Origin of the sequence: Streptomyces sp. NPDC049541, assembly GCF_044465725.1 — a bacterium.
Lineage (GTDB): Bacteria > Actinomycetota > Actinomycetes > Streptomycetales > Streptomycetaceae > Streptomyces.
In genome coordinates, this window is record NZ_JBITLY010000005.1 from 393461 (window position 1) to 415558 (window position 22098).

Consider the following 22098-nt stretch of genomic DNA (forward strand, 5'->3'; position numbering starts at 1 on the left):
GCCTCCACACCCCCCACAGAGCGGAGAACCATGACCAGCACACCACCCACCCCCACCCCGTTCGACCACCGCATGGCCGTGTACGGCGCGGACGACGAGTTCGTGGCCGCCGCGCTGCCGTTCCTCGTCGAAGGCCTCGGCACCCCCGGCGAACCCCCGCCGGTGGCCATCGCCGCCCCCGACAAGCTGGACCTGCTGCGCGAGGCCCTCGGGGGCGACACGAAGAGCGTCACCTTCGTCCCGCACACCGAGTGGTACACCGGCTCGGCCGCCAACGCCGTGGCCCAGGGCGCCGGTTATCTCGCCGCGCACGCAGGCCCCGGCGGCCGTGTCCACCTCCTCATGGAACCCGTCTGGAACGGCCGCGCAGGACGCTCCGTCCGGGAGACCACCGAGTGGATCCGCTACGAGGCGCTCGCCAACCTCCTCTTCGCGCCGCTGGCGACCACGGCCCTGTGCGCCTACGACACCCGCACCGCCGGCGCGGCCATCATCGAGGCGGCCCGCCGCGCCCACCCGGACACCGCCGTCTACGAGGACCCCGTCCGCCTCGCGGCCGAACTGGACTCCGTGCCGTTGCCGTTGCCCCCGGCCACAGCGGAACCGCTCACCCCGCCCTACCCGCAGGCCGTCCGCAGCGGGGCGGCCGCCCGTGGACTGGCGCCCGCGGACGCCGAACTGTTCACGCAGGCGGTCACCGCGGCGGCCACCGCCCTCGGCCCCCTGACCGGCGCCCTGATGTGGGGCGAGGCACCCGCCTGCATCTGCGAACTGCGCGCACCCCGCCGCCTCGACGACCCGCTGGCCGGCTTCGTCCCGCCGTCCGTGCCCGAACTGGACCCGGACCAGGGCCTGTGGTTCACCCGCCAGGTCTGCGCCTACGTCGACATCCGTGATGAGGGGACGGGGACGACCGTACGGCTGCAGTACGGGTAACCGCTTGCCCGTGGGCAGGTATGGAAACAGGTAGTCCTCCCCGTTTGCCCCGGCACCGGGGAGGACACGCTGAAAACCATGCTGGATCTCTCCGGGACCTTTCTTGAAGACTGAGCGGGAGTGAGTCCTGTTGCCAGAGCTCATGCTCAGCCGCGTGCCCCGAACGGTGTTGGGCGCGCTGGTCCCCCGCTTTCGCTCCGTCACCGGCGCGCACGCATCCGGTGCGTGGTCCGGGTATACGGGGGCGGGTTCCCTCACGCCCCGGTGCGGCCTGGACGGTCCGATGCCCCGCACGATCACTCCGGTCGTGCGGGGGCGGTGCCGTCCGTCGCCGGATCGGGTGCCCCAGGGCGCGTCTGCCCTTCGTGATCGACCCGGCCCAGCGCGAGGAGGACTCCTTCGTCAGGGCCCGCTTGCGCGCAGCCCACGCCTCCGCATCGTGCTCCAGACCGGCAGCACAGCGGGCCTTGAGATCCCGCCCAGCCAGCGTCCCGAGATGACCGCCGACCAGCCTGAGCACCCTCTCGTCCTCGGACGCCAGCAGCTTGAGCCGGGTATGGACGGCAACGCCGGACGGGCCGAGAGCGACGCACGACGCCGCCAACTCGCGCGGCCCGCTCATTTACCCGACCCCCTCCCGAAGCACCAGTCAAGACACCCAACGAGCACTCACGCGCGAAGGTCACGCATTCGATGCAAGAACGCCCGTTCCCCCGGAATCCATGCGCCCCATGGCCGCAGCACTCACTCGTGCACGCTCCGACGCGCCTGAGTAATGTCGAAGGGCAGCAGATCACCGCTCCCCACCAGGACCCCGCCCCGCACTTCGCTACGTACCCTCAACCTCCTTTGCAGGCAGGCCATTTGAGCGTCGAGTACGATCCCCGACCCACCGCCGTCCGCGAGGCCCGCAGGGAGGTCCGAAGACAGCTGGAGGTCTGGGGGCTGACCGACCGGGACGACGTGGTGGACGTCGCCGAACTCCTCGTCAGCGAACTGGCCACCAACGCCCTGCTGCACTCCGCGAGCCGCTTCCGGCTCACCCTCTCCGCGGCGCACGGCGTCCTGCGCTGCGAGGTGCGCGACGGCGGCCGCCGCACCCCGCAGGTGCTTCAGGCGGGCGCCTCGGAGAGCGGCCGCGGGATGTTCCTGGTGAACGCGCTGGCCAGACGCTGGGGCTGCCACCAGGACGGACAGGGCAAGACGGTGTGGTTCGAGCTGGGCACGTGCGGGGCGGACGGCTGCGGCCGGCGGGAACCGTAGCGGCAGGCCCGCACGCCGCCCCCTTGTCACCCTCAGCGCCACCACTTGGGGCTGAGCGCGATCTCGCGGAGCTGCTTCATGGTCAGCGCGGGGGTCTTGCGGGTCGCGTCGTCGTTCGGCGCGCCGGAGTTGAGTTCGCTGATCACCACCCGCCGCCCGTCGGTCCGGATGGTGTCGACGGTCCACATCACGGCCCCGGCGCCGCCCTTCTCGCTCGGCACCTGGTGCGTGGCGACCTTCGTCCCGTCGGCGAGGACCTCCGCGCCGGAGCCGAAGAGGTCGCCCTCGGCGTCCGACATGTCGGGCTGGACGTTGACCTGGACGAAGTTCTTGCCCTTGCCGTCATCGAGAACGAGGTAGCCGTATCCGGAGTCGTCACCGCTGTCCTCCGACACCTTGAACACCCCCTTCGGCAACAGGGACTTGAGGGTGGGGGCGATCGCGCCGGAGCCGGCCGTCCCGGTCGCGCTCGGCTGCGGGGCCGGCTGGTTCGTGTCCGGGGGCATCGCGTCGATGGCGTCCCGCCAGGCACCGGCGGCTGCCAGCTTCTTCAACTGGGCGGCCGACAACGGTGGTTCGGCCCGGCTGGTCGATGCACCCTTCTCGGCCGGCGCGTTCCACTCGCTCACGCTGACATGCTGACCCTCCGGCGTGACGAGCTCGGCGCTCCACCACTTGGTGTCCACCCGCCGGTCCGGATACTCGTAGCCCTGCAGCACCATCACCACCGAGCCGTCCGACAGCCGGGTCGTGCCACAGGCGTCGTAATGGACGAACACCTTCTCCGGGCACTCGGTGGCCCCGCGCGCCTCGTCGCTCCCCGGCTCGACCCGCCCCAGGCCGACGCTGATGGCCGCCTGGCCCTTTCCGTCGTCGTACACGAGCTGCACATACGGCCCCGGCCGCTCGTCCGACCCGCGCGCTTCCGCCTGGCTGAACCTTCCCTTGGGAAGCAGCCTTTCGAGCGTGCGGATCATCTGGTCGCCGGAGACGGGCGAGGGGCTGGGTGCGGCGGTGGCGGTGTGGCTGCCGGTGCCGACCGATGCCCCGTCCTGGTGCGCCGGCGATCCGCTGCCGGGCAGCAGCACCGCCCCGCCCACGCCGACGAGGGCGAGCGAGGCGACCCCGCCCACGACGGCGGCCCGCCGCCGCAGCAGCAGACGGCGCCGCCCCCGCAGCGCGCCGGCGGTGACGAGCGCGGCCCGGTCGGCCTCGAAGGTGTCGCCGGCCTGCCGCAGATCCGCCGAGAGCCGCTCCTCGAAGGGCTCAAGGGGATTGCCGTGCTGTTCGAAGGGCATGACGGACCACCGTTTCGCGAAAGGGACGAAGAAGTGAGTGAAGAGGACGGCTGCGCAGGGCTGCACAGATGCCGTTCAGGGGCGGGCGTACTCGCCGAGGTCCTCGCCGAGCAGCTCCCGCAGCCGCCCCAGGGCCCGGACGCACCGCGTGCGCACGGCCGCCGAGCTGGCGTTCATGGCCTGGGCGGTCTCCTCGATGGAGCGGTCCTCCCAGTACCGCAGGACGACCACGGCCCGGTCCTTGGCGGGCAGCCTGGCCAGGGCCTGAAGCAGGGTCAGCCTGAGCGGCATGTCGCGGCCGTCGGCGGGCACGTCTGGCAGCACGTCGGTGGCGCGCTCGGTGCTGCTGCGCCTGCGCTGATGGGTGAGGAACGTACGCATGAGAACGGTCTGCGCGTATCCCGCGGGATTCTCCGCGCGGGACACGCGCCGCCAGCTGACGTACACCGCCCGAGCGTCTCCTGCACCAGATCCTCGGCCAGATGCGTGTCACCGGCGGTCAGCAGACAGGCGGACCGGTAGAGATGCCCGGCACGCACCGCAGCGAACTCGGCGTACTCGTCCGCGCGTGCCTGTCTCATCCATGTCCCCCGTGCCCACGGCACCGTACCGGCGCCGGCGTTCGACTGTTCTCACTTCATTGACGCGGTGGGACCGGGGAAATGTTTCACAGCGGGTGGTCTGCTCGCGCCAGTTGCACCCGCACGCAGGTGCGGCGCCGCACGTCCCGCGGCGCCGCACCGAAGCACATCAGTCAAAGGCCGCTACGGCAGCCCATGCACATGCGCCCCCACCGCACTTGACCACGAGCTGCCCGCAGCCGCGTCCCAGTTGGTCGACCACGTCATCGCACCCCGCAGGTCGGGATACGTCTGCGACGGCTTGAAGGAGCCGCAGTTCGTGCCGGCCGTCAGGCAGTCGAGGGCGTTGTTCACGACCGTCGGGGAGACGTAGCCGCTGCCCGCCGCGCTCGTCGAGGCCGGCAGGCCCAGGCCCACCTGGGACGGGGACAGGCCGCCCTGCAGTTGGATGCAGGCCAGGGCGGTGAGGAAGTCGACCGAGCCCTGGGAGTAGACCTTGCCGTCGCAGCCCAGCATCGAGCCGCTGTTGTAGTACTGCATGTTGACGACCGTCAGGATGTCCTTCACATTCAGCGCCGTCTGGAAGTACGCGTTCGACGTCGACTGCATGTCGATCGTCTGCGGGGCCATCGTGATGATCAGGGACGAGCCCGCCTTCGAGGACAGGGAGCGCAGGGCCTGGGACATGTACGTGGCGTTGAGGCCGTTCTCCAGGTCGATGTCGACGCCGTCGAAGCCGTAGGTCTGCATCAGGGAGTACACGGAGTTCGCGAAGTTCGTCGCCGACGTCGAGTCGCTCACCGACACCGTGCCGTTCTGGCCGCCCACGGACACGATGACCTTCTTGCCCGCCGCCTGCTTGGCCTTGATGTCCGCCTTGAACTGGTCGACCGTGTATCCGCCCAGCCCCGCCGAGTCCAGGTTGAAGGTCACCGCGCCCGGCGTCGTCGTGGCATCCGCGAAGGCCACGGCGATGATGTCGTACTGGGACGAGACGTCGGAGATCTTCTGGACCGTGGCGCCGTTGTTGAAGTTCTGCCAGTACCCGGTGACGGCGTGCTTGGGAAGCGCGGTGCCGCCGCCCCCGGAGGACGCGGTCGTCGTGCCCGTCACCGCCGTCGACTTCGCCGACTCACCCGCCGAGTTGGTCGCCGTGACCTGGAAGGAGTACGAGGTCGAGGCCGTGAGGCCGGTGACCGTCGCCGACGCACCCGTCACCGCCGTCACCTTCGTGCCGTTCCGGTAGACGTTGTAGCCGGTCGCTCCTGACACCGCGGTCCAGGACAAGGACACCGAGGAGGAGGTCGTGCCGGACACCGAGAGGCCGCCCGGCGCGGACGGGACCGTCGGGGCCGGATCGCCGCCTCCGCCGCCGTCCGGGCCGTAGACCGACACGTCGTCCGCGTAGTACGCCGCCTGGCCGTACCAGCCGTGCGTGTACACCGTCACGGAGGTCGTGGCCGAGCCCGTGGTGAAGCTCGTCGTCAACTGCTTCCAGGAGGACGAGTCCGGGGTCCAGGTGGACACGTCCGTGGTGCCCGTGCCGGTCACGCCCAGAAAGGCGTAGCCGCCCTGCACCCAGGCGCTCAGCGAGTACGTCGAGTTCGGCTTCACCGCCACCGTCTGGCTGCACCGGGCGTCGTCCTGCCCGGCCGGGGTGGCCTTGAGCGCGGCCGCGCCGCCGTGCACGGGGGAGGGGACCGTCGTACCGCTGCTCGCGGAACAGGTCCAGTTGCTCAGGCCGGACTCGAAGCCGGCGTTCCTGGCGTTGTTGACGTCCGCTGCGGACGCCTGGCCCGTGCCCGCGAAGGTGAGGGCGAGGGCGGCGGTGACGGCTCCTGACCAGAGCCGTGCTGTCGACAGACGTGCCGTACGTCGTGCCGTGGATCGTCTCTGTGGGGACATGACAATAAGTTGGTCCAGACCAATTCCCCTGTCAAGAGGTCCAGACCAAATGGGTCGCGAGCTCGCTGGGGGATCGGCGAGATGCTCGAACCTGCCCCGTTTTGACGTAACTTGTGAAACGCCAGTTGCTCATCAGCTCCACAAACGCTGTTCTCCGGCCACAGAGGCGTGGATACAGTGCTGAGGTAGTCACGGAGTGAAGTCACCTCGGCGTACCGGAGTAACGCGCCGGTTCGCCGACGGGCGTACCACGGGGAGCTGCGCGTGCCAACTGCCATCGCCGTGACCAGTGCCGACATGGCGCTGCCACCGCAGGACGAGCGGACCCTGCCTGCCGTCGTCCTGCAGGACCTGGACAAGCAGCCCCTGGAGCAGGCGCTGGCGGGTGTGCAGAGTCTGATCGACCAGCACGGGCATCTGATCGTGGTCTGTTCACAGGCGGTCTCCGCGGAGACGGGCCGCCGTCTGCACACGATCCGCTCCCTGCTGGAAACCGACCGTATAGCCCTGTTCCGTCCCGCTCTGCCTCCCCTCGGACTGGCCGTCCTGGCCCGCCAGTTGAGGCAGCTGGCCTCCTGCGACCTCAGCCCCGGCGTACTCGCCTCCGCCGGCCGCCTCCTCACCCACTACATTCACGCCGGAGCACTGCTCGGCTCGGTCGCCCGCCTCGACCGCGTCCACGTCGGACTCAAGCAGCACGCCAAGTCATGGGTGCCGGGCCAGCACTTCGCCGTACTCGCCCACCCCGAGCCGCAGCTGGTGAAGCTCGCCCCCGGGGCCGCCCTGCCTGGGCCGGAGTTCGGCACCTCCATGCTGGTCGCCAAGGGGCAGCTGCAGTCGGACTGGGTCACCGCGAGCCTCGTACCGCAGTGGAACGCCCAGGGGCTGCGGGAAGCGGTGCTGCCCGCCGAGTCCGCGGTCTGGTGGGGGACCGGCAAGCTGATCGAGTTCGCCGCCTTCCTGCCCGACCTGTCCGTGCTGTACCAGCTGGTCACGTCCGTACGGCAGGGCTCCTGCCACTGGTGCGGCATCGACGTCATCGGTGACCGCTGTGTCTTCTGCTCCGCCGGCCCGCCGCCCATCCTGGAGAACCAGAACCAGCTCCCCGCGGGGAGAGGCTCCTGAACCGCCGACCGGACCCGCCGCAGACGCATCGCCCGCACCATCCCGTCCGCTCGACCCTTATCCCCCAATGAGGTTGTACGGTTCATGAACTCCCGTCAGCGCCGTGGCGTGCTACTCCTGCTTCTGTCGGTCGTCTGCGCCCTCGGCGCGTTCGTCGGCGTCCTGTCCGTCATCAGTGACGTGAAGTCCCAGGTCGGGCCCAAGGTCACGGCGTACGAGGTCAAGAGCGACATCAAGCCGTACAGCAGCCTCAGCGCCGCGCAGTTCGAGAAGACCGAGATGCCCAAGCGGTGGCTGTCGGCGAACGCGGTCACCGATCTCGCCGGCATCCGCGGCAAGGTCGCCGTGACGACCCTCAAGAAGGGCTCCCTGCTGCAGAGCGACATGATCGTCGATCAGCCCGCCCTGCAGCCCGGGCAGCAGGAGGTCGCCATCATGATCGATGCGGCGACCGGAGTCGCCGGCAAGATAACGCCGGATTCCAAGGTCAACGTCTATGCCACCTTCGAGGGTCAGAAGCAGGGCGACCCCGACCTGTCCAAGATCATCGTGACGAACGCCAGGGTCCTCGACGTCGGCGACCTCACCTCGCTCCAGCCCGACGCCGACAACCGCACCGGTCAGCCCACCAAGGCCGTCCCCATCACCTTCGCGCTCTCCGCGCTCGACGCCCAGCGCCTGACGTACGCGGAGTCCTTCGCCAAGCGGGTCCGGCTCGCGCTGGTCGCGCCGAGCGAGACCGGCACCATCCCCGAGCAGGACCGCACCTACCAACTCGCCAAGGACAAGTGAGAGGCCCCCATGCCCACGAGGATCCTCCCGGCAGTCGGTGACGTGGACGCGGTGCGGTCCATCACGACATTGCTCAGCCAGCTCCCGGACGCCGAACCGGTGACCCCGGTCGTCGACTCGACCCAGCTCGTCGACACCCTCGCGCGGCTCGCCGCCGAGTCCGTCGACGAGCTGCCCGAGGTCGTGGTGGTGCACGAACGGATCGGCCCGGTACCGGCGCTGGAGCTCATCCGCGAGGTGGCCCTGCGCTTTCCCGCGGTCGGGGTCATCCTCGTCACCTCGGACGCGAGCCCCGGCCTCTTCCAGGCCGCGATGGACTACGGCGCGCGCGGCCTGGTGGCGCTCCCCCTCAGCTACGAGGAACTGGCCAGCCGCGTCCAGGCCGTCGCACAGTGGTCGGTGGGCGTACGGCGCCACCTCGGCTCCGGCGGCGACGTCTTCACCGGCGTCGGCGGCACCGTCGTCACGGTGAGCGGCGCGAAGGGCGGCGTGGGCGCGACCCTGACCGCCGTCCAACTGGCGCTTGCGGCACAGGCCTCGGGGCGTAGCACCGCACTGGTGGACATGGACCTGCAGACGGGGGACGTGGCCTCGTACCTGGACGTCCAGTTCCGCAGGTCGGTGGTGGATCTGGCGGCGATCACCGACATCTCACCGCGGGTGCTCGCGGACGCGGTCTTCCGCCACGACACCGGCCTCGCGCTGCTGCTCGCCCCGGGAGAAGGCGAACGCGGCGAGGAGGTGACCGACCGGGCGGCCCGGCAGATCGTCAGCGCCCTGCGCTCCCGCTACGAGGTGGTCGTCATCGACTGCGGCGCCCAGCTCGGCGGGGCGGGAGCGGCCGCGGTGGAGATGGCCGACACGGCCCTGCTGGTCACGACCCCGGACGTGGTCGCGGTGCGCGGCGCCAAGCGGACCGTGCGGATGTGGGACCGGTTGCAGATCCGCAAGGCGGAGGAGACGACGGTGGTCGTCAACCGGCACTCGCGCGGTACGGAGATCCAGCCGCCGCTGATCCAGAAGATCACCGGCACGGCGGTCGCCGGGACCGCGATTCCCGCCAACTTCAAGGAGCTGCAGGGGGCGGTGGACGCGGGCCGGGTCCACGAGCTGGACAGCAGGGGCGCGGTGAAGCAGGCGCTGTGGGCGCTGGCGGGGGAGTTGGGGCTGGTCAAGGCGGTCGAGGGGGCGCAGCGGGGTGGGCGGTTCCGGGGGGACCGCGGGTCGGTGAGTTTCCGGCGGCGCAGGGACTGAGGGGGATGGGGATGCGGGCGTTGCCGTCGGCAGAGCGTGACCGGGGCCAGGTCACCATCGAGTTCCTGGGCATGATGCCGACGATCATCATCACGCTGGTGGTGCTGTGGCAGCTCGTGCTGGTGGGATACACGTACACGCTCGCGGGGAATGCTGCGGACGAGGCCGTGCGGGCGGGGACCGCGGCAGAGGGTGACTGGCAGGGGGTGTGCGCGCAGAAGGGGAAGGAGAAGCTGCCGGACGCATGGCAGGGCGGCGCCACCGTCACCTGCAGTCCCGGAGCACCCGGCTATGTCACGGCCGATGTCACGCTCACCGTCCCCATCCTCTTCCCGGGCGCGTTCAGTTTCCCGTTCCCCGTGAAGGGCCACGCGGGCGCGGTCAAGGAGGCGACGCACTGAGATGTCGTACGACCGCGAAGACCGCGACCGGGGCCAAGCCGCCCTCGAATACCTGGGATTCCTGCCCATCCTGCTCATCGTCGGCATGGCGGTCGTGCAGCTGGGTCTGATCGCCTACGCCGCTCAGCAGGCGGGTACGGCGGCCCGGGCCGGGGCGCGGGCGGAATCGCTGAAGCCCGGGACAGCTCAGGAGGGGTGTGTGAATGCGGTCAGCGACTGGCTGTCCGTGAACTGCCCGGCCGTGGTGGGTGGTGACACGGTCACCGTCACCGCCACCGTCCAGATCCCGAAGATCGTCCCCGGCTGGGACTTCGGCCCCGCCAAGAGGACCGCGACCATGCCGCTCGACTCGACCACCGGCACGACGACCGGCTGACGCAGGAACAAGGAGCCACCGACGATGAGCCTGCGCGCACGCATCAACACCCCCGAGGAGAACGGCCACCGGGGCGAGGACGGCCACCTGGTCGCCTCCTACCGGGCCAAGCTGCTGGAGGAGATCGACCTCGCGGAGATGAGCGCGCTGGCCGCGGCCGAGCGCCGCGCCCGCCTTGAGCGGGTGCTCGGGCACATCATCAGCCGTGAGGGCCCGGTGCTGTCCACGGTCGAGCGCTCGCAGCTGATCCGCAGGGTGGTGGACGAGGCCCTGGGTCTCGGCATCCTGGAGCCGCTGCTCGAAGACGCGTCGATCACGGAGATCATGGTGAACGGCCCGGACGCGATCTTCGTCGAACGAGGCGGCCGGGTGGAGCAGTTGCCCCTCCGCTTCCCCTCCCACGACCAGCTGATGCAGACGATCGAGCGGATCGTCTCCACGGTCAACAGGCGCGTGGACGAGTCGAACCCCATGGTCGACGCCCGCCTCCCGTCCGGCGAGCGAGTGAACGTCATCATCCCGCCGCTGTCGTTGACCGGCGCCACCCTCACCATCCGCCGCTTCCCGCGCTCCTTCACGCTCCAGGAGATGATCGGCTTCGGCTCACTGGACGAGCCCATCCTGTATCTGCTGGCGGGGCTGGTGCATGCGAAGTCCAACGTGATCGTGTCGGGCGCGACGGGCACGGGCAAGACGACGCTGCTGAACGCGCTGTCGGGCCTGATCCCCGAGACCGAGCGCATCATCACCATCGAGGACTCGGCGGAACTCCAGCTGCAGCAGAGCCATGTGATCCGGCTGGAGTCCCGCCCCCCGAACGTCGAGGGCAAGGGCCAGGTCACCATCCGCGACCTGGTGCGCAACTCCCTGCGTATGCGCCCCGACCGCATCGTCGTCGGAGAGGTTCGCGGCGGTGAGTCCCTCGACATGCTCCAGGCGATGTCGACGGGCCACGACGGATCCCTGGCCACGGTGCACGCGAACAGCGCGGAGGACGCGCTGATGCGACTGAAGACCCTGGCATCGATGTCCGAGGTGGAGGTCCCCTTCGAGGCGCTGCACGACCAGATCAACAGCGCCATCGACGTGATCATCCAGCTCACCCGCTTCGCCGACGGCGCCCGCCGCATCACCGAGATCGCCATCCTCGACAGCCACGGCAGCGAGCCGTACCGCCTGGCGACGGTGGCCCGTTTCAACGCCCGGCCGATGGCCGCCGACGGCCGCATCTACGGCGCCTTCGAGTACTTCCCGCTCCCACGCCGCACCGCGGACCGCCTCTACATGGCGAGCCAGCCGGTTCCCCAGGCGTTCGGCGTCGCCGAGTCCGCAGCACAGCTCGCCATCCGAGAAGCCAGGTAGGAACCGTCCCGATGGAACCCAGGTAGGAACCGCCCGATGGATCTGCACACCCTAGTCCTGCTCACCACCGGCATCACCCTGCTGACCTGCGTCCTTGCGGTCATCGGCCTGCACTCCTACGCCACCGGCAAGGCCCAGCGCCAAGCACTCGTCGACCGCCTCTCGGCCGCCGGGCAGATACCGGCGGGCGGCCGCCGCCGGCGCTTCCGCAACCTGGACCGGCGCCTGCGCCGTACGAAGCTCGGCAGGAAGCTGGAACTGCGGCTGGCGGCGACGGGCCTGGACATCACTCCGGGCGAGTTCTTCGTCTACATGCTGGCCACGGTGGCGGGCCTGTGGCTCGTCGGCCAGGCGTCCCTCGCGCCCTTCTTCGGCCCGCTGGCCGGTCTGCTGGGCATCTGGGTGGCGCTGCAGTTCCTGAACTGGCAGCGGCAGAAGCGGATCGAGAAGTTCATCAACCAACTGCCGGAGCTGGCCCGGATCATGGCCAACGCCACCCAGGCCGGACTGGCCCTGCGCACCGCGATCGGGATGGCGGCGGAGGAACTGGAGGCGCCGGCCGGGGAGGAGCTCGCCAAGGTCGCCAACCAGTTGGCGCTCGGCGCCTCCATGGACGACGCACTGGGCGAACTGGCCGAGCGGCTGCCGTCACGCGAACTGGTCGTCCTGGTGACGACGCTGGTGCTGTCGAACCGGGCGGGCGGACAGGTGGTCACCGCCCTGCGCAACCTCACGGACACGCTGGAGGAACGCAAGGAGACGCGGCGTGAGGTCCGCACCCAGCTCTCCCAGGTCAACATGACCTCGTACGCCGTCCCCGTGCTCGGCGTGGGCTCCCTGTTCCTCATGAACGGCGTCAAGCACGGCGCCCTGGACCGTATGACGGGCTCCCCCGTCGGACAGGCCGCGGTGATCATCGCCTTCGCTCTCTACGCGGTCGGCTTCATCCTCATCCGCCGCCTGTCCCGCATCGACGTCTGAGTCGCCCGAGCGTACGAGAAGGAGGGAGGAGGACCATGGGAGTGGGACTTCTGCTGGCACTGGTGATGGGACTCAGCGTCTGGGGCATCTTCGCCGGCATCCGCATGTACCGCGCGGACGCCAAGCTGCCCGGGGACCTGGTGCTCGCCCTGGAGGTGGGTTCGACCCGCACGGGCGCGGTCGACTCGCTCATCGACCGCCTCGGCATGCGCTACGCGCCCGCGGTCCTGCGCCTGATGGGCCCGAAGCTGGTCGCCAGGTACCGCCGCAAGATCGACCTCGCGGGCAACCCCGGCGGCCTGACCATCGACCGCTACGCGGCCCGCCGCGCGGTCTACGGCTTCCTGGGCGGCGTGGGCGGACTGGTGTTCCTGATGAAGGGCAACTTCATCCTGGCCCTGGTCCTGTTCGCCTTCGGCGCGTTCTGGACGGAGGTCGGCATCTGGTCGGCGATCCGCATCCGCAAGGACGTCATCGAGCGCACCCTGCCGGACTTCCTCGACGTGCTCGCCGTCGTGGTGAGCGCGGGCCTCGGCTTCCGCCAGGCCCTGGACCGGGTGGCCTCGAAGTACGAGGGCCCCTGGGCGGACGAACTGCGCATCACGCTGCGCCAGATGGACCTCGGCATGAGCCGCCGCCAGGCCTTCACGGAGCTGCGCCGCCGCAACGACTCCGAACAGGTCGCGATGTTCGTGACGGCGCTGCAGCAGGGCGAGGAACTGGGCGCCCCCATCGTGGACACCCTCGTGGCCCTGGCGAAGGACATGCGCCGCACGGACGCGCAGAACGCCCGCCGCAAGGCGGCCCGAGCGGTCCCCAAGGCCACCATGATGATCACCACCTTCATGGTCCCGGCCACGATGATCCTCCTCGGCGCCGGACTGATCCTCGGCTCCGGCACCGACTTCGGCTCACTCACGGGCAAGTAGGGACGGGGCGACGAGGACGATGGCGACGACAGAGGAACGCGCGGGCCGCCAGGAACGCACACGGCTGCTACGACGACGCCCGAAGCCCCCGGAGATCACCACCCCACCGGCGGCCACGGTCCTGCCGCCCCACACCCACCTGCCTGCCCTGCCCGCGCAACCGCACACCCGGAGCCCCGAAGTCGCCGATGACGGTCGACCCCCACAGGGGCCGCTCGCACTCGACGACGAAAGTGGTGCGGGTGGTGCGGGTGGCCCGAGCCTGGACGAAGGCCGGGTGCCCACCCAAGCACCCGCACCGGACCCCGCACCCGGCGACATCGCCCTCCCCCTCCAGGTCAACGCCCTCCAGGCCATGTGCCGCCAGGTGTTCGGCTTCCGCCTCGCCATGATCGCGCTGGCGGCCCCCGCCGCCCTCCTCCACGCGGCGCCGGGCCTGGCCACCCGCGTGGTGGGCGCGGCGGTCGTGGTCACCTTCATGGGCTCCTACGTCCTCTTCAGGGACTGGGAGCGCTTCGGGCCCCTGCTCCTGCGGCACCCCACGCTCCTCGCCGTGGACATGCTCCTCGGCTCGCTGCTCCTGATCTCCGCGGGCCCGGACACCCCCCTCGCCTACGTCAGCGTCTGCACCCCGCTCCTGGCCGGCATCGTCTACGGCTGGCGAGGCGCCGCGGTCTTCGCCTCGCTCCAGTCCCTGATCCTCTTCTTCGTGCACGCGGCGGCGCGGGACCTGCACTCCGGCCGCCCCGCGGAGACCCTGCTCCTGCCCGGCCTGTGCGTGATCGCAGGCGCGGTCGGCTCGGCCCTGCGCAACCTCATGTTCCGCTTCGGCGCCGCAACGCAGGCCCTGACCACCATGCAGGCCCGCCTGGCGGTGACCGAGGCAGTCAGCGCCGAACGGGCCCGTCTGGCCAGGGAGATGCACGACTCCGTGGCGAAGACCCTCCATGGCGTGGCCCTGGCCGCGGACGGCCTGGCAGCCTCGGCGGGCAGCCCCCACCTGGACCCGAAGCTGGTCAAGCAACAAGCCGAACTGGTCGCCCGCTCGGCCCGCCGAGCCGCCGCCGAATCCCGCGAGCTGCTGGCGGACCTGCGCCGCGAATCCGACCCGGACCACGCGACCGACGTCCTCGTCGAACTGGCCGCCCGCACCCGCGACTTCACCACCCGCACGGGCGTCCCCGCCGCCTACCGCTCCACCGGCGACGAGGCTGTCCCGCCCATGCCACCGGCCGTGGCCCGCCAACTCCTCACCATCGCCTCGGAGGCCATGGAGAACGCCCACCGCCACGCGGCCCCGACCCGGGTGGAGGTACACGCGGGTGTCCACGGCGGCCTCCTCCGCATCAGCGTCCACGACGACGGCCCCGGTCTGCCCTCCGGCACCACCCTCGAACAACTGCGCAGGGAAGGTCACTTCGGCCTGGTCGGCATGGTCGAGCGCGCGGCATCGGTGGGCGCCCGCATCCGCATCGGCCGCGGCGCCCACACCAAGGGCACGGAGGTCTGCCTGGAACTGCCCCTGGCGGCCGTGACGACATGAACGTCCCCCACGACACGAGAGGAGGCTGCCCCATGCCGGATCCCGCGACTCCCCGCACCGGTCCCCAGCAGCCGCCACCGCAGAACCCGTTCGAGGCCGTCCCCTCGCCCGCCCCGCTGAAGGTCGTGGTGGCGGACGACAACCCGGTCGTCCGGGCAGGCCTCACCGCCCTCCTCTCCGGCCGTGCGGACATCACCGTGGTGGCGGAAGGGGCGGACGGCCGCCAGGCCTACGAAGCGGCACTCCAACACCACCCGGACGTCGTCCTCCTGGACGTCCGTATGCCCGGCGTGGACGGCATCTCGGCGCTCCCGTACCTCGTACAGATCGCCCCGGTCGTGATGCTTACGTACAGCAGGGAGTCGGAGATCGTCCAGGAGGCCCTGCGCAGGGGCGCAGGCGGCTATCTGGTCCACGGCGAGTTCACCGCGGACCAACTGGTCGCGGCGGTATGGGACATCAAGGAGGGCAGGGCCCACTTCACTTCGACGGCGGCCGGGGCGCTGCTGGCGCAACTGCGTCAGAGTCAGGGAGGCCCTCCGCTCCCAGAGGGCCTGGGTAGTGCAACTGCATACGAAAATGAGCACCGCGCACATCCGGGTGCGACTACTGAACACCCCGCTTCATCAGCGGATTTCGAAGCGCCCCCGCCCCCGACCTCCACTACTTCTTCAAAAAACCTTTCGCAGGTGCAACCGAGTGTGGGACAGTCGTCGTCTGGATGGTCGGGTGGCCGTCCGGTGGCTGCTCCCGACAGGGCAAGGTTCCAACTGAGCACGAGGGAGGCGGAGATCATGGACCTCATCGCGTCCGGGATGAACAACCAGCAGATCGCCGCCACCTGCTTCATCAGCGAGAAGACGGTAAAGAACCACATCAACCGCATCTTCGCGAAACTCCACAGCACCAGCCGCGCGGAAGCGGCCGCCAAATGGCTCGGCACGGCGCCCGGTTCGGGCCGAGGGGTGGGGTGAGCCGAGATGAGGGCAGGGGGGAACGGGCGGTACCGAGCTCGCAGCCGGGCCTCGCTCTGGGCCCATGATTGGGCCCTGGGACCCTTCGGCGGGAGGGGTGTTGCACCGTACGGTTCTCGTGCCGAGAGCGGCACGGAGATCCGACCCGGAGGGGAACACCATGAGCAACTGGATCAACACCACTGTCGCGTACCTGCAGACCCGCGCCGCCCGCAACGACAAGGGACAGACGGCGGTGGAGTATCTGGGGATCATCGCGGTGGTGGTGGCGATCGTGTTGGCGATCACTGGTACGGACATCGGTCAGACGATCTTCAACGCGATCACGGACCAGATCACCCGAGTCACCGGCGGCTGATGCGACGCCACAGGTACGACGACGCAGGGCAGGCCTTCCCCATCTACATCACGGTGGTGGCGGGCCTGCTCTTTCTCGCGTTCGCGTACCTTGCGGTCGGCCAGGCCGCGGCGACACGGAACGGCGCCCAGACAGCAGCCGACGCAGCTGCCCTTGCGGCGGCCCAGGACACCCGGGACAAGCTCGCAGGACAGTGGTTGGACGTCGTACGCGACCCCACGAAGTGGCAGGACATCCTCGACGGCAACGCGGCGCAACTCAACGGGTGCTGGCGTGCGAACCAGCTCGCTGAGCAGAACGACTCACATGTTCTCGACGGTCGTTGCTCCCCGCAACCGTTGGACCTGAGCTACACGGTCGAAGTCGAGACGAACAAGACCGTCGGGGACTCCATCGTCCCCGGTACGGAGAGCCGGTATGCGACGGCGTCAGCCAAGGCTGTGATCGAGCCGCTCTGTCAGCTCCCCGATGGCGATGCTCAAGGCAACCCGCTGCCGAAGCTCACCTGCAAGGACAACAGGATCTGGGACCACCTGAACCCGGATGACCCCGCCGGCCTGCCGGGTCCCGAGGACCTCTTCGATGTCCATCTGGCCGACTGACAAGCGAACGACGAGTGATGAAGGAAGCGGAGTCATGAGCATTCGGTTCACTGCGAAGGCCCGTAGGGGGATGGTCGCGTTGACCGTTGCGGCCGGTTTGGCCATCGGAGTGGCCGGTTGCGGCAGCGGTGGTGGTGGCGAAGACAAGAAGCCGGACACGTCGGCGTCCGCCACCAGGAGCAGTGGATCAAACGCGAGTGCTCAGGAGGGGCAGTCGGACGAGCCCCTGGCCGAATTGAAGGGCCCGAACGGCCTACAACTTCAGATCACCTCCGCCAAGCGGGACTCGGGCGGATTCGTCACGGTCAGCGGAGTGCTGAAGAACGACAGCGGCAAGACGCTCACCCTTCCCGCGCAGCTGAGCGGCAACGAGACCGAGATCATCAGGAACGGCCGATCGCTCGGCGGGGCCACGTTGGTGGACTCCAAGGGGAAAAAGCGCTACTACGTCCTGCGTGACACGGATGGCCGCCCGCTGACGACCACTGGCATCACCTCCATCAAGTCGGGCGAAACCGTGCCGGTGTTCATGCAGTTCCCCGCACCGCCCACGGACACGACCCAAGTTTCCTTCCAGCTGCCCATGTTCGCTCCCGCTGACATCGCGATCTCTGGGTGAGGCCGGCCATGACCGTCACCCGCACCCCAGCACGAGCGGGCGCACCCCGCCTCGCTCTCGCCGTCACCGCCGCCTCCCTCATGGTCGCCACCAACCTCTTCGGCGCCGTAACAGCCCATGCCGACGACACCCCGAGCGTCCCGCCCGGCACCGAACCAACGGCCTCGGCCCCCGTCAAAGTCGACCCCAACGACCCCGACCTCAAGCTCCCCGAGGGCGCCACGCTCGCCGCCCCCAAAGTCCTGGACATCAAATCCGTCGTAGAGGACCAGGGCGGCGAGGAACGCCGTGAAGACACCAATAGCGACGTGACGTTCGCCCTCCAGGCCGAGGTCCTGTTCAGCAAGGACAGCGCGAAACTGAGCGACGAGTCGAAGTCCCGTATCGCGGCGATCGCCGACGAGATCAAGAAGCAGAACGCGACAAAGGTCCGCGTCTTCGGCTTCACGGACAACCTGGGCTCGGCGGCCCACGGCGACGTCCTCTCCCGGCAACGCGCCAACGCCGTACAGGACGTCCTGGACCAGGAGCTGCACGACCCGAACATCACCTTCGAGGTACGCGGCTACGGCGAGCAGTACCCGATCGCCGACAACTCCACGGAGGCCGGACGGAGGAAGAACCGGCGGGTAGAGGTCACGTTCCCGCGGAGTGAGAGCGGCAGCTGACGCAGACCGCGTGACAAACGGGAACGAACCGGGGCCCGCGCCGCCCCGACGGCGCATCCGCGTCGGGCGAGCTGCCGTGAGAGGGGCAAGGGCGTCTCGACGGTGGACGTATACGCGACGTATACTCGCGGTATGTCCGATGTCATGATCCGCGTACCTGCAGAAGTCCGGGACCAGCTCGCCGCAGTGGCGGAGGCGAGGGGCACCAGTCTCCGTGCCCTCATGCAGGAGATAGCTGCTCAGACGCTGACTCCCGAGCAGATCAAGGAGCGGGCCGACCGCACCCGTGCTCTGCTCGCCGAGCGGTTCGGGCATTACGTGACAGACGAGGAGTCCGCGGAGATGCGACGCAAGATGCGTGAAGCCACCGCCGCTCACCGGGCTGCCCTGGCGGAGGCGGAGTCGTCCCGGTGAACTTCACCGAACACTATGTGCTCGACAGTGCCACGCTGCAGGCAATGGGCGGGAACAAGCAGGTCTCCGGTCTCATCCATGCTGCGGCGGCCAGCGATGACGTGTATCTGTGGGTGCCGGTCCTGTGTCTGTTGGAGGCTGAGCGCGAGCGCGCGGGGATCGTCGCCCACGCCGGTGTGCTGCTGGACGTGCTCCGCGTCATCGATGACGACTACGCAATGGCTGTGACCGTGGCCGAGCTGTGCCGCGACGGCGTGCGCTTCGGTGTTGCGGCAGCCGTACATTCCGCGCGGCCGAACCCGATGCTCCCTGACGGGGCGGTGGTGGCGACCGTCACGCCGGAGGCCTATTCCGGGCTCGGAGTCGGCGTCATGGACCTGAACCGATGACGAGCCGCTGGACTGTTGTGCTGCCGTCAGGAGGCCCCGGCGGCAGCACCCTCATAGTGGAACCACGCATCGAGCCGGCCGCGTCGTCTGATCGTGACGACTTCCCGAACTCTGCTGCGGCCGGCCGCCCTCGACGACCTGGACCGGATCACCGACCTGCACACGCAGGCGCGCACCGCGTACTACCGGGCGGGCGGATTCTCGGATGCGGATCTCACCTCTCCCGAGGCGCGTTCCCGTCGCCGGGAGATGTGGATGCGTGCCCTCCAGGGCGACACCACGACGGTGCTGTGTGCCGTGCGAGGAGGCGACGAAACCGTAGGCATCCTGGCGATGGGACCGCCGCTGGACCCTGACGTGGACGCCGCGGCTGCCGGTCAGCTCTACCAGATCCATGTCCACCCCGGGAGTTGGGGACGCGGGATTGGCAGCCTGCTGCACGGGGCCTTCGTGCAGCAGCTTCGCGATGCGTCCCTTACGACCGGGGTGCTCGAAGCGTGGGAGCGCAACAACCGGGCCCAGGCGTTCTACGCCCGGCACGGATGGAAGCCCGACGGGCACCATCGGCCCGGTCCGGCTGCCGCGAACTATGTGCGCATGCGCCTTGAGTTGAGTCCCTCGGCTTGAGCATCTGAGCTGAGGCCTCTGATGCCGGGGGAGGAGGGGCTACGGCACGTGGTCGACTTTGCCTGCCGTGATCTCCAGGCCCTGCCGTCGCGCTATCCCTGGCAGGCAGGTTCATGGAGGCGAATGATGTGCACTCCTCGGATCGCCACCCACACCATTAATCCCCCAGAAACAAGTGCCAGTTAATCGTTGTAGTCATCGACTGGCCAAACTGACATGATGTTCGCGTCAGCAACGTACTTGCTTTGGGGGAGCGGGGGCTTGCGTGACCGTACTCATGATGGCCGCGGCCATGTACGGGGTCGTCCAGCTGTTCGTGCTGTCGTATCCAACGCGCTCGGTGCGCCTCGCCACGGTGCTGCTGGCGCTCATCGTGGGTGTCTACGTCTGCGGAACGGCCGTGGCCCTGCTGGAACTGGCATACACCAGGGTGATCGCTGACCGGACCGGCCAGTCTCTGATCGAGGTCGTGAATACGACGTCCTACACCACGGCTCCCTGGGTGGAGGAACTGGTAAAGGTCTTGCCGCTGTTGCTCGTGGGGCTGCATGCCAAGGTGCGGCGCCAGTGGGGCCTGGCGGACTTCACCGTGCTGGGAGCCGGGCTGGGCGCTGGATTCGGTCTGCTGGAGTCGCTGCTGCGTTACTCCCTGGACGCGGATCGGGCGTTTGCACGCCATGGCGGCTGGATCGTCCCGGACAGCCTCACCCCGCCGTACATCCCCGGCCCGAGCCAGGTGCTCACCTCTTGGCTGCCCTCTCCGGCGGCCTCACTGGACCTGGGACAGACCGGTGACATCGCCGTCCCCACTTTCAACCATCTGGCCTGGACAGCCCTGGCGGGACTGGGAGTTGGCCTTCTGTGGAGGTTGAAAAGTTGGGTGAAGCCATTGGCGGTGGTTCCGCTCGCGGCGTCCGTGGCGCATCACACCCTGAACAACTATGTCGTCCAGCATCCGACCGACAGACAGGCCAAGCAGTGGCTGGAACACCTGGACGGCGAGCTGTGGCTCGCTCCTCTGGCGGCACTGCTCCTGGCGATGGCCGCCGACTGGGTCTGCCTGCGTCGGGGAAAGCGGGGAATATCTGGCCTGTTGCTGTCGGCGGAGCGGGCGGACAGCGACACCGCTGCCGTGCTGATCCGCTACGCAAGCCGGCGCATCCCGTGGACCCTCCTGATCGCGCTGCGCTTCGTACGCTTGCGGCGTGCCCTGTGCTACGCAGCGGCCGGCACCCCGCCTCCTGCCCTCGAGCCGTTACGCCGAGGCGTGGCCGACATCGCGACACGGATCGACGCCACCGACCATGAACGGGCTTGGCGCACTGCCGACATACGCGCTCGCGTGAGAGCGGCCAGAGCCGCAGCGGGCGACGGCCGCAGACGGCTCGTAGCCCTGATCCCGGTTGTCCTGCTGCTCCCGTCTGTCCTCTTCCTCTGCGTCGGCTCGTTCAAGTCGACGGCCGGGCTCCAGGATTACTTCACCACCGGCGCTGGCCCCAAGATCCTGCTGGGTTTCGCGATGGCCGCCCTGGTGTGGATCGCCTGGCAGTTGGCCATCCTGCTGCGCACCTGGCGGCAGGCAGCAGATCACCCGCTGGGAGAGCAACTTGCCACTCATCGTCTGCGATTCGCTTCAGCGCTGGCCTCTGCGACGATCGGAACGCTCCTGGTCTGGCGCAGCGCCGGTCCGGCCGGCCCCGACGGGCGGGTCATTCCCCCGGCCCACCTCCTCGACGCCCTGAACCACTTCCTCGTCTACCTGGGCTTCGCCCTACTTCTTCTCTCCCTGCTCGCCCTCTTTCCGCCGGGAGCCGGGTTGGCGCTTGCCGGTGTCTCCGCGTGGGGCGAAGGCGCGGTGGGGGCTGCGCTGGCTGCGCGGCTCGGCGCGACGGGCATCGCCCTGATGGCTGCTGGGGCAGTCGGCGGAGGGACTAGTGGCGCAGGCGGCGGGACCGGGCAATCTCCGGGTACCTCTCCTGCGAAGCAGGCTCCGGCTGCTTCCGGCGACGCGATCGGAGGACAGCGGACGGCATCCGGTATCGCAAAATGGGCGCGCGAGCAGGGGTGGACGGAGACACAGACAGAGAACGGCCCGCCGAAGTTCGTCGATGAGAACGGGATAGTCCGCGTGACGCTGAAGCAGGGGAGTAGCCGTGCTCCGGGCAGCGACATGCCGCATGTGGAAATCAGGAATGCCCAAGGGGAGAGAATTGATCCGAACGGGAATCTCGTCACAAGGAAGAGTCCGGGTAACCACACGCCGATCACTTGGGATCTGCCATGAACGCTGAAAAGGTCGACTATGCGCAGCTGGATGGATTTGCGAATGTCTACCTGGAGGACAGTTTCGTCTTGGAGGTCAAAGCTACCCCGGGACTTCTGGTTCTTGAGGTGGAACTGGTTCTCGCTCCCCAGCACCCCGCGTACCACCCGCCTGCCCCCGGTGAGCAGCACTGTTACGCGCGGGCGACGATCGAATTCCCGAACGTGCGGAACCTGATGTGGGCCGACCAGGGGACGCCTCCGGCCGTTGACGCCTCCGGGGCCAAGGACTTCGGTGGTATCGATGCGCTCTTCTGGAATGGTTCGGTTTTCCATGTGGAGGGAGACTGGGGAGCGATTGACGTGGCGTCGGCTCCACCTGTCGTCAGGACTTGGCCGTAGGCGCCGCGCTGCTCGGGCCGGGCTGCTTCGTCCTTGC

General features: G+C 69.2%; 24 protein-coding genes and 1 pseudogene. 21 read left to right on the forward strand and 4 right to left on the reverse strand.

The window, feature by feature from the left end; translation table 11 throughout:
- Positions 1-30: 30 nt before the first annotated feature.
- A complete protein-coding gene (locus ACIBW9_RS21120; RefSeq protein WP_398957126.1) occupies positions 31-936 on the forward strand; it encodes an anti-sigma factor RsbA family regulatory protein in 906 nt (301 codons plus the stop codon).
- Here ACIBW9_RS21120 and ACIBW9_RS21125 read toward each other — a convergent pair.
- Entirely contained in the window at positions 860-1558 is a 699-nt protein-coding gene (locus ACIBW9_RS21125) for a hypothetical protein (RefSeq protein WP_398957128.1), read from the reverse strand. The two genes, ACIBW9_RS21120 and ACIBW9_RS21125, sit on opposite strands and share 77 nt — an antisense overlap.
- A gap of 242 nt (positions 1559-1800) precedes the next feature.
- Here ACIBW9_RS21125 and ACIBW9_RS21130 point away from each other — a divergent pair, with 242 nt between their 5' ends.
- Positions 1801-2199, forward strand: a complete 399-nt coding sequence (locus tag ACIBW9_RS21130) for an ATP-binding protein (protein WP_398957130.1) — start codon at positions 1801-1803, stop codon at positions 2197-2199.
- Between the two features lie 32 nt (positions 2200-2231).
- Here ACIBW9_RS21130 and ACIBW9_RS21135 read toward each other — a convergent pair whose 3' ends face one another.
- The 3 genes and pseudogenes from ACIBW9_RS21135 to ACIBW9_RS21145 form a co-directional block, all read right to left on the reverse strand.
- Positions 2232-3497: a hypothetical protein gene (locus tag ACIBW9_RS21135; protein ID WP_398957132.1), complete on the reverse strand. Its 1266-nt coding sequence runs from the start codon at positions 3495-3497 to the stop codon at positions 2232-2234.
- A 75-nt stretch (positions 3498-3572) separates the two neighbouring features.
- Positions 3573-4078 (reverse strand): annotated as a pseudogene (locus ACIBW9_RS21140) (SigE family RNA polymerase sigma factor).
- A gap of 183 nt (positions 4079-4261) precedes the next feature.
- A complete protein-coding gene (locus tag ACIBW9_RS21145; RefSeq protein ID WP_398957134.1) occupies positions 4262-5983 on the reverse strand; it encodes a chitinase in 1722 nt (573 codons plus the stop codon).
- Between the two features lie 297 nt (positions 5984-6280).
- Between ACIBW9_RS21145 and ACIBW9_RS21150 the strand changes: the two genes are divergently transcribed.
- From ACIBW9_RS21150 to ACIBW9_RS21240, 19 genes are all read left to right on the forward strand, one after another.
- On the forward strand, positions 6281-7108 hold the full coding sequence (locus tag ACIBW9_RS21150) for a hypothetical protein (RefSeq protein ID WP_398957645.1): 828 nt from the start codon (positions 6281-6283) through the stop codon (positions 7106-7108).
- 84 nt (positions 7109-7192) lie between these two features.
- Entirely contained in the window at positions 7193-7900 is a 708-nt protein-coding gene (cpaB, locus tag ACIBW9_RS21155; RefSeq protein WP_398957136.1) for a Flp pilus assembly protein CpaB, read from the forward strand.
- A gap of 9 nt (positions 7901-7909) precedes the next feature.
- Complete coding sequence (locus tag ACIBW9_RS21160) at positions 7910-9154, forward strand: CpaE family protein (protein ID WP_398957138.1); 1245 nt, start codon at positions 7910-7912, stop codon at positions 9152-9154.
- A gap of 5 nt (positions 9155-9159) precedes the next feature.
- Positions 9160-9555, forward strand: coding sequence for a TadE/TadG family type IV pilus assembly protein (locus tag ACIBW9_RS21165; protein WP_398957141.1), 396 nt, complete (start codon positions 9160-9162; stop codon positions 9553-9555).
- Between the two features lies 1 nt (position 9556).
- On the forward strand, positions 9557-9931 hold the full coding sequence (locus ACIBW9_RS21170; protein ID WP_398957143.1) for a TadE/TadG family type IV pilus assembly protein: 375 nt from the start codon (positions 9557-9559) through the stop codon (positions 9929-9931).
- A gap of 24 nt (positions 9932-9955) precedes the next feature.
- On the forward strand, positions 9956-11293 hold the full coding sequence (locus tag ACIBW9_RS21175) for a CpaF family protein (RefSeq protein ID WP_398957145.1): 1338 nt from the start codon (positions 9956-9958) through the stop codon (positions 11291-11293).
- Between the two features lie 36 nt (positions 11294-11329).
- Positions 11330-12274 carry a type II secretion system F family protein gene (locus ACIBW9_RS21180; protein WP_398957147.1) on the forward strand — a complete coding sequence of 315 codons (945 nt, stop codon included), beginning with the start codon at positions 11330-11332 and terminating at the stop codon, positions 12272-12274.
- Positions 12275-12315: 41 nt separating this feature from the next.
- Positions 12316-13203: a DUF5936 domain-containing protein gene (locus ACIBW9_RS21185; RefSeq protein ID WP_398957647.1), complete on the forward strand. Its 888-nt coding sequence runs from the start codon at positions 12316-12318 to the stop codon at positions 13201-13203.
- A gap of 19 nt (positions 13204-13222) precedes the next feature.
- Complete coding sequence (locus ACIBW9_RS21190; protein ID WP_398957149.1) at positions 13223-14746, forward strand: sensor histidine kinase; 1524 nt, start codon at positions 13223-13225, stop codon at positions 14744-14746.
- A 32-nt stretch (positions 14747-14778) separates the two neighbouring features.
- The gene (locus ACIBW9_RS21195) at positions 14779-15720 is read left to right on the forward strand and encodes a response regulator (RefSeq protein ID WP_398957151.1); all 942 of its coding nucleotides are present in this window, start codon (positions 14779-14781) and stop codon (positions 15718-15720) included.
- 160 nt (positions 15721-15880) lie between these two features.
- Positions 15881-16078 carry a hypothetical protein gene (locus ACIBW9_RS21200; RefSeq protein ID WP_115906185.1) on the forward strand — a complete coding sequence of 66 codons (198 nt, stop codon included), beginning with the start codon at positions 15881-15883 and terminating at the stop codon, positions 16076-16078.
- Positions 16078-16680, forward strand: a complete 603-nt coding sequence (locus tag ACIBW9_RS21205; RefSeq protein ID WP_398957153.1) for a pilus assembly protein TadG-related protein — start codon at positions 16078-16080, stop codon at positions 16678-16680. The genes ACIBW9_RS21200 and ACIBW9_RS21205 overlap by 1 nt, the downstream gene beginning before the upstream one ends.
- A 34-nt stretch (positions 16681-16714) precedes the next feature.
- Complete coding sequence (locus ACIBW9_RS21210; RefSeq protein ID WP_398957155.1) at positions 16715-17299, forward strand: hypothetical protein; 585 nt, start codon at positions 16715-16717, stop codon at positions 17297-17299.
- A gap of 8 nt (positions 17300-17307) precedes the next feature.
- Positions 17308-17967, forward strand: coding sequence for an OmpA family protein (locus ACIBW9_RS21215; protein WP_398957157.1), 660 nt, complete (start codon positions 17308-17310; stop codon positions 17965-17967).
- Between the two features lie 132 nt (positions 17968-18099).
- The gene (locus ACIBW9_RS21220; RefSeq protein WP_398957158.1) at positions 18100-18381 is read left to right on the forward strand and encodes an Arc family DNA-binding protein; all 282 of its coding nucleotides are present in this window, start codon (positions 18100-18102) and stop codon (positions 18379-18381) included.
- Positions 18378-18770 (forward strand): hypothetical protein, encoded by a 393-nt coding sequence (locus ACIBW9_RS21225; RefSeq protein WP_398957160.1) that lies wholly within the window; start codon positions 18378-18380, stop codon positions 18768-18770. The genes ACIBW9_RS21220 and ACIBW9_RS21225 overlap by 4 nt, the downstream gene beginning before the upstream one ends.
- 93 nt (positions 18771-18863) lie before the next feature.
- Entirely contained in the window at positions 18864-19397 is a 534-nt protein-coding gene (locus tag ACIBW9_RS21230; RefSeq protein WP_398957163.1) for a GNAT family N-acetyltransferase, read from the forward strand.
- 265 nt (positions 19398-19662) lie between these two features.
- Positions 19663-21681, forward strand: a complete 2019-nt coding sequence (locus tag ACIBW9_RS21235; protein ID WP_398957165.1) for a PrsW family glutamic-type intramembrane protease — start codon at positions 19663-19665, stop codon at positions 21679-21681.
- Entirely contained in the window at positions 21678-22061 is a 384-nt protein-coding gene (locus tag ACIBW9_RS21240; RefSeq protein WP_398957167.1) for a hypothetical protein, read from the forward strand. Before ACIBW9_RS21235 ends, ACIBW9_RS21240 begins: the two co-directional genes overlap by 4 nt.
- Positions 22062-22098 lie beyond the last annotated feature (37 nt).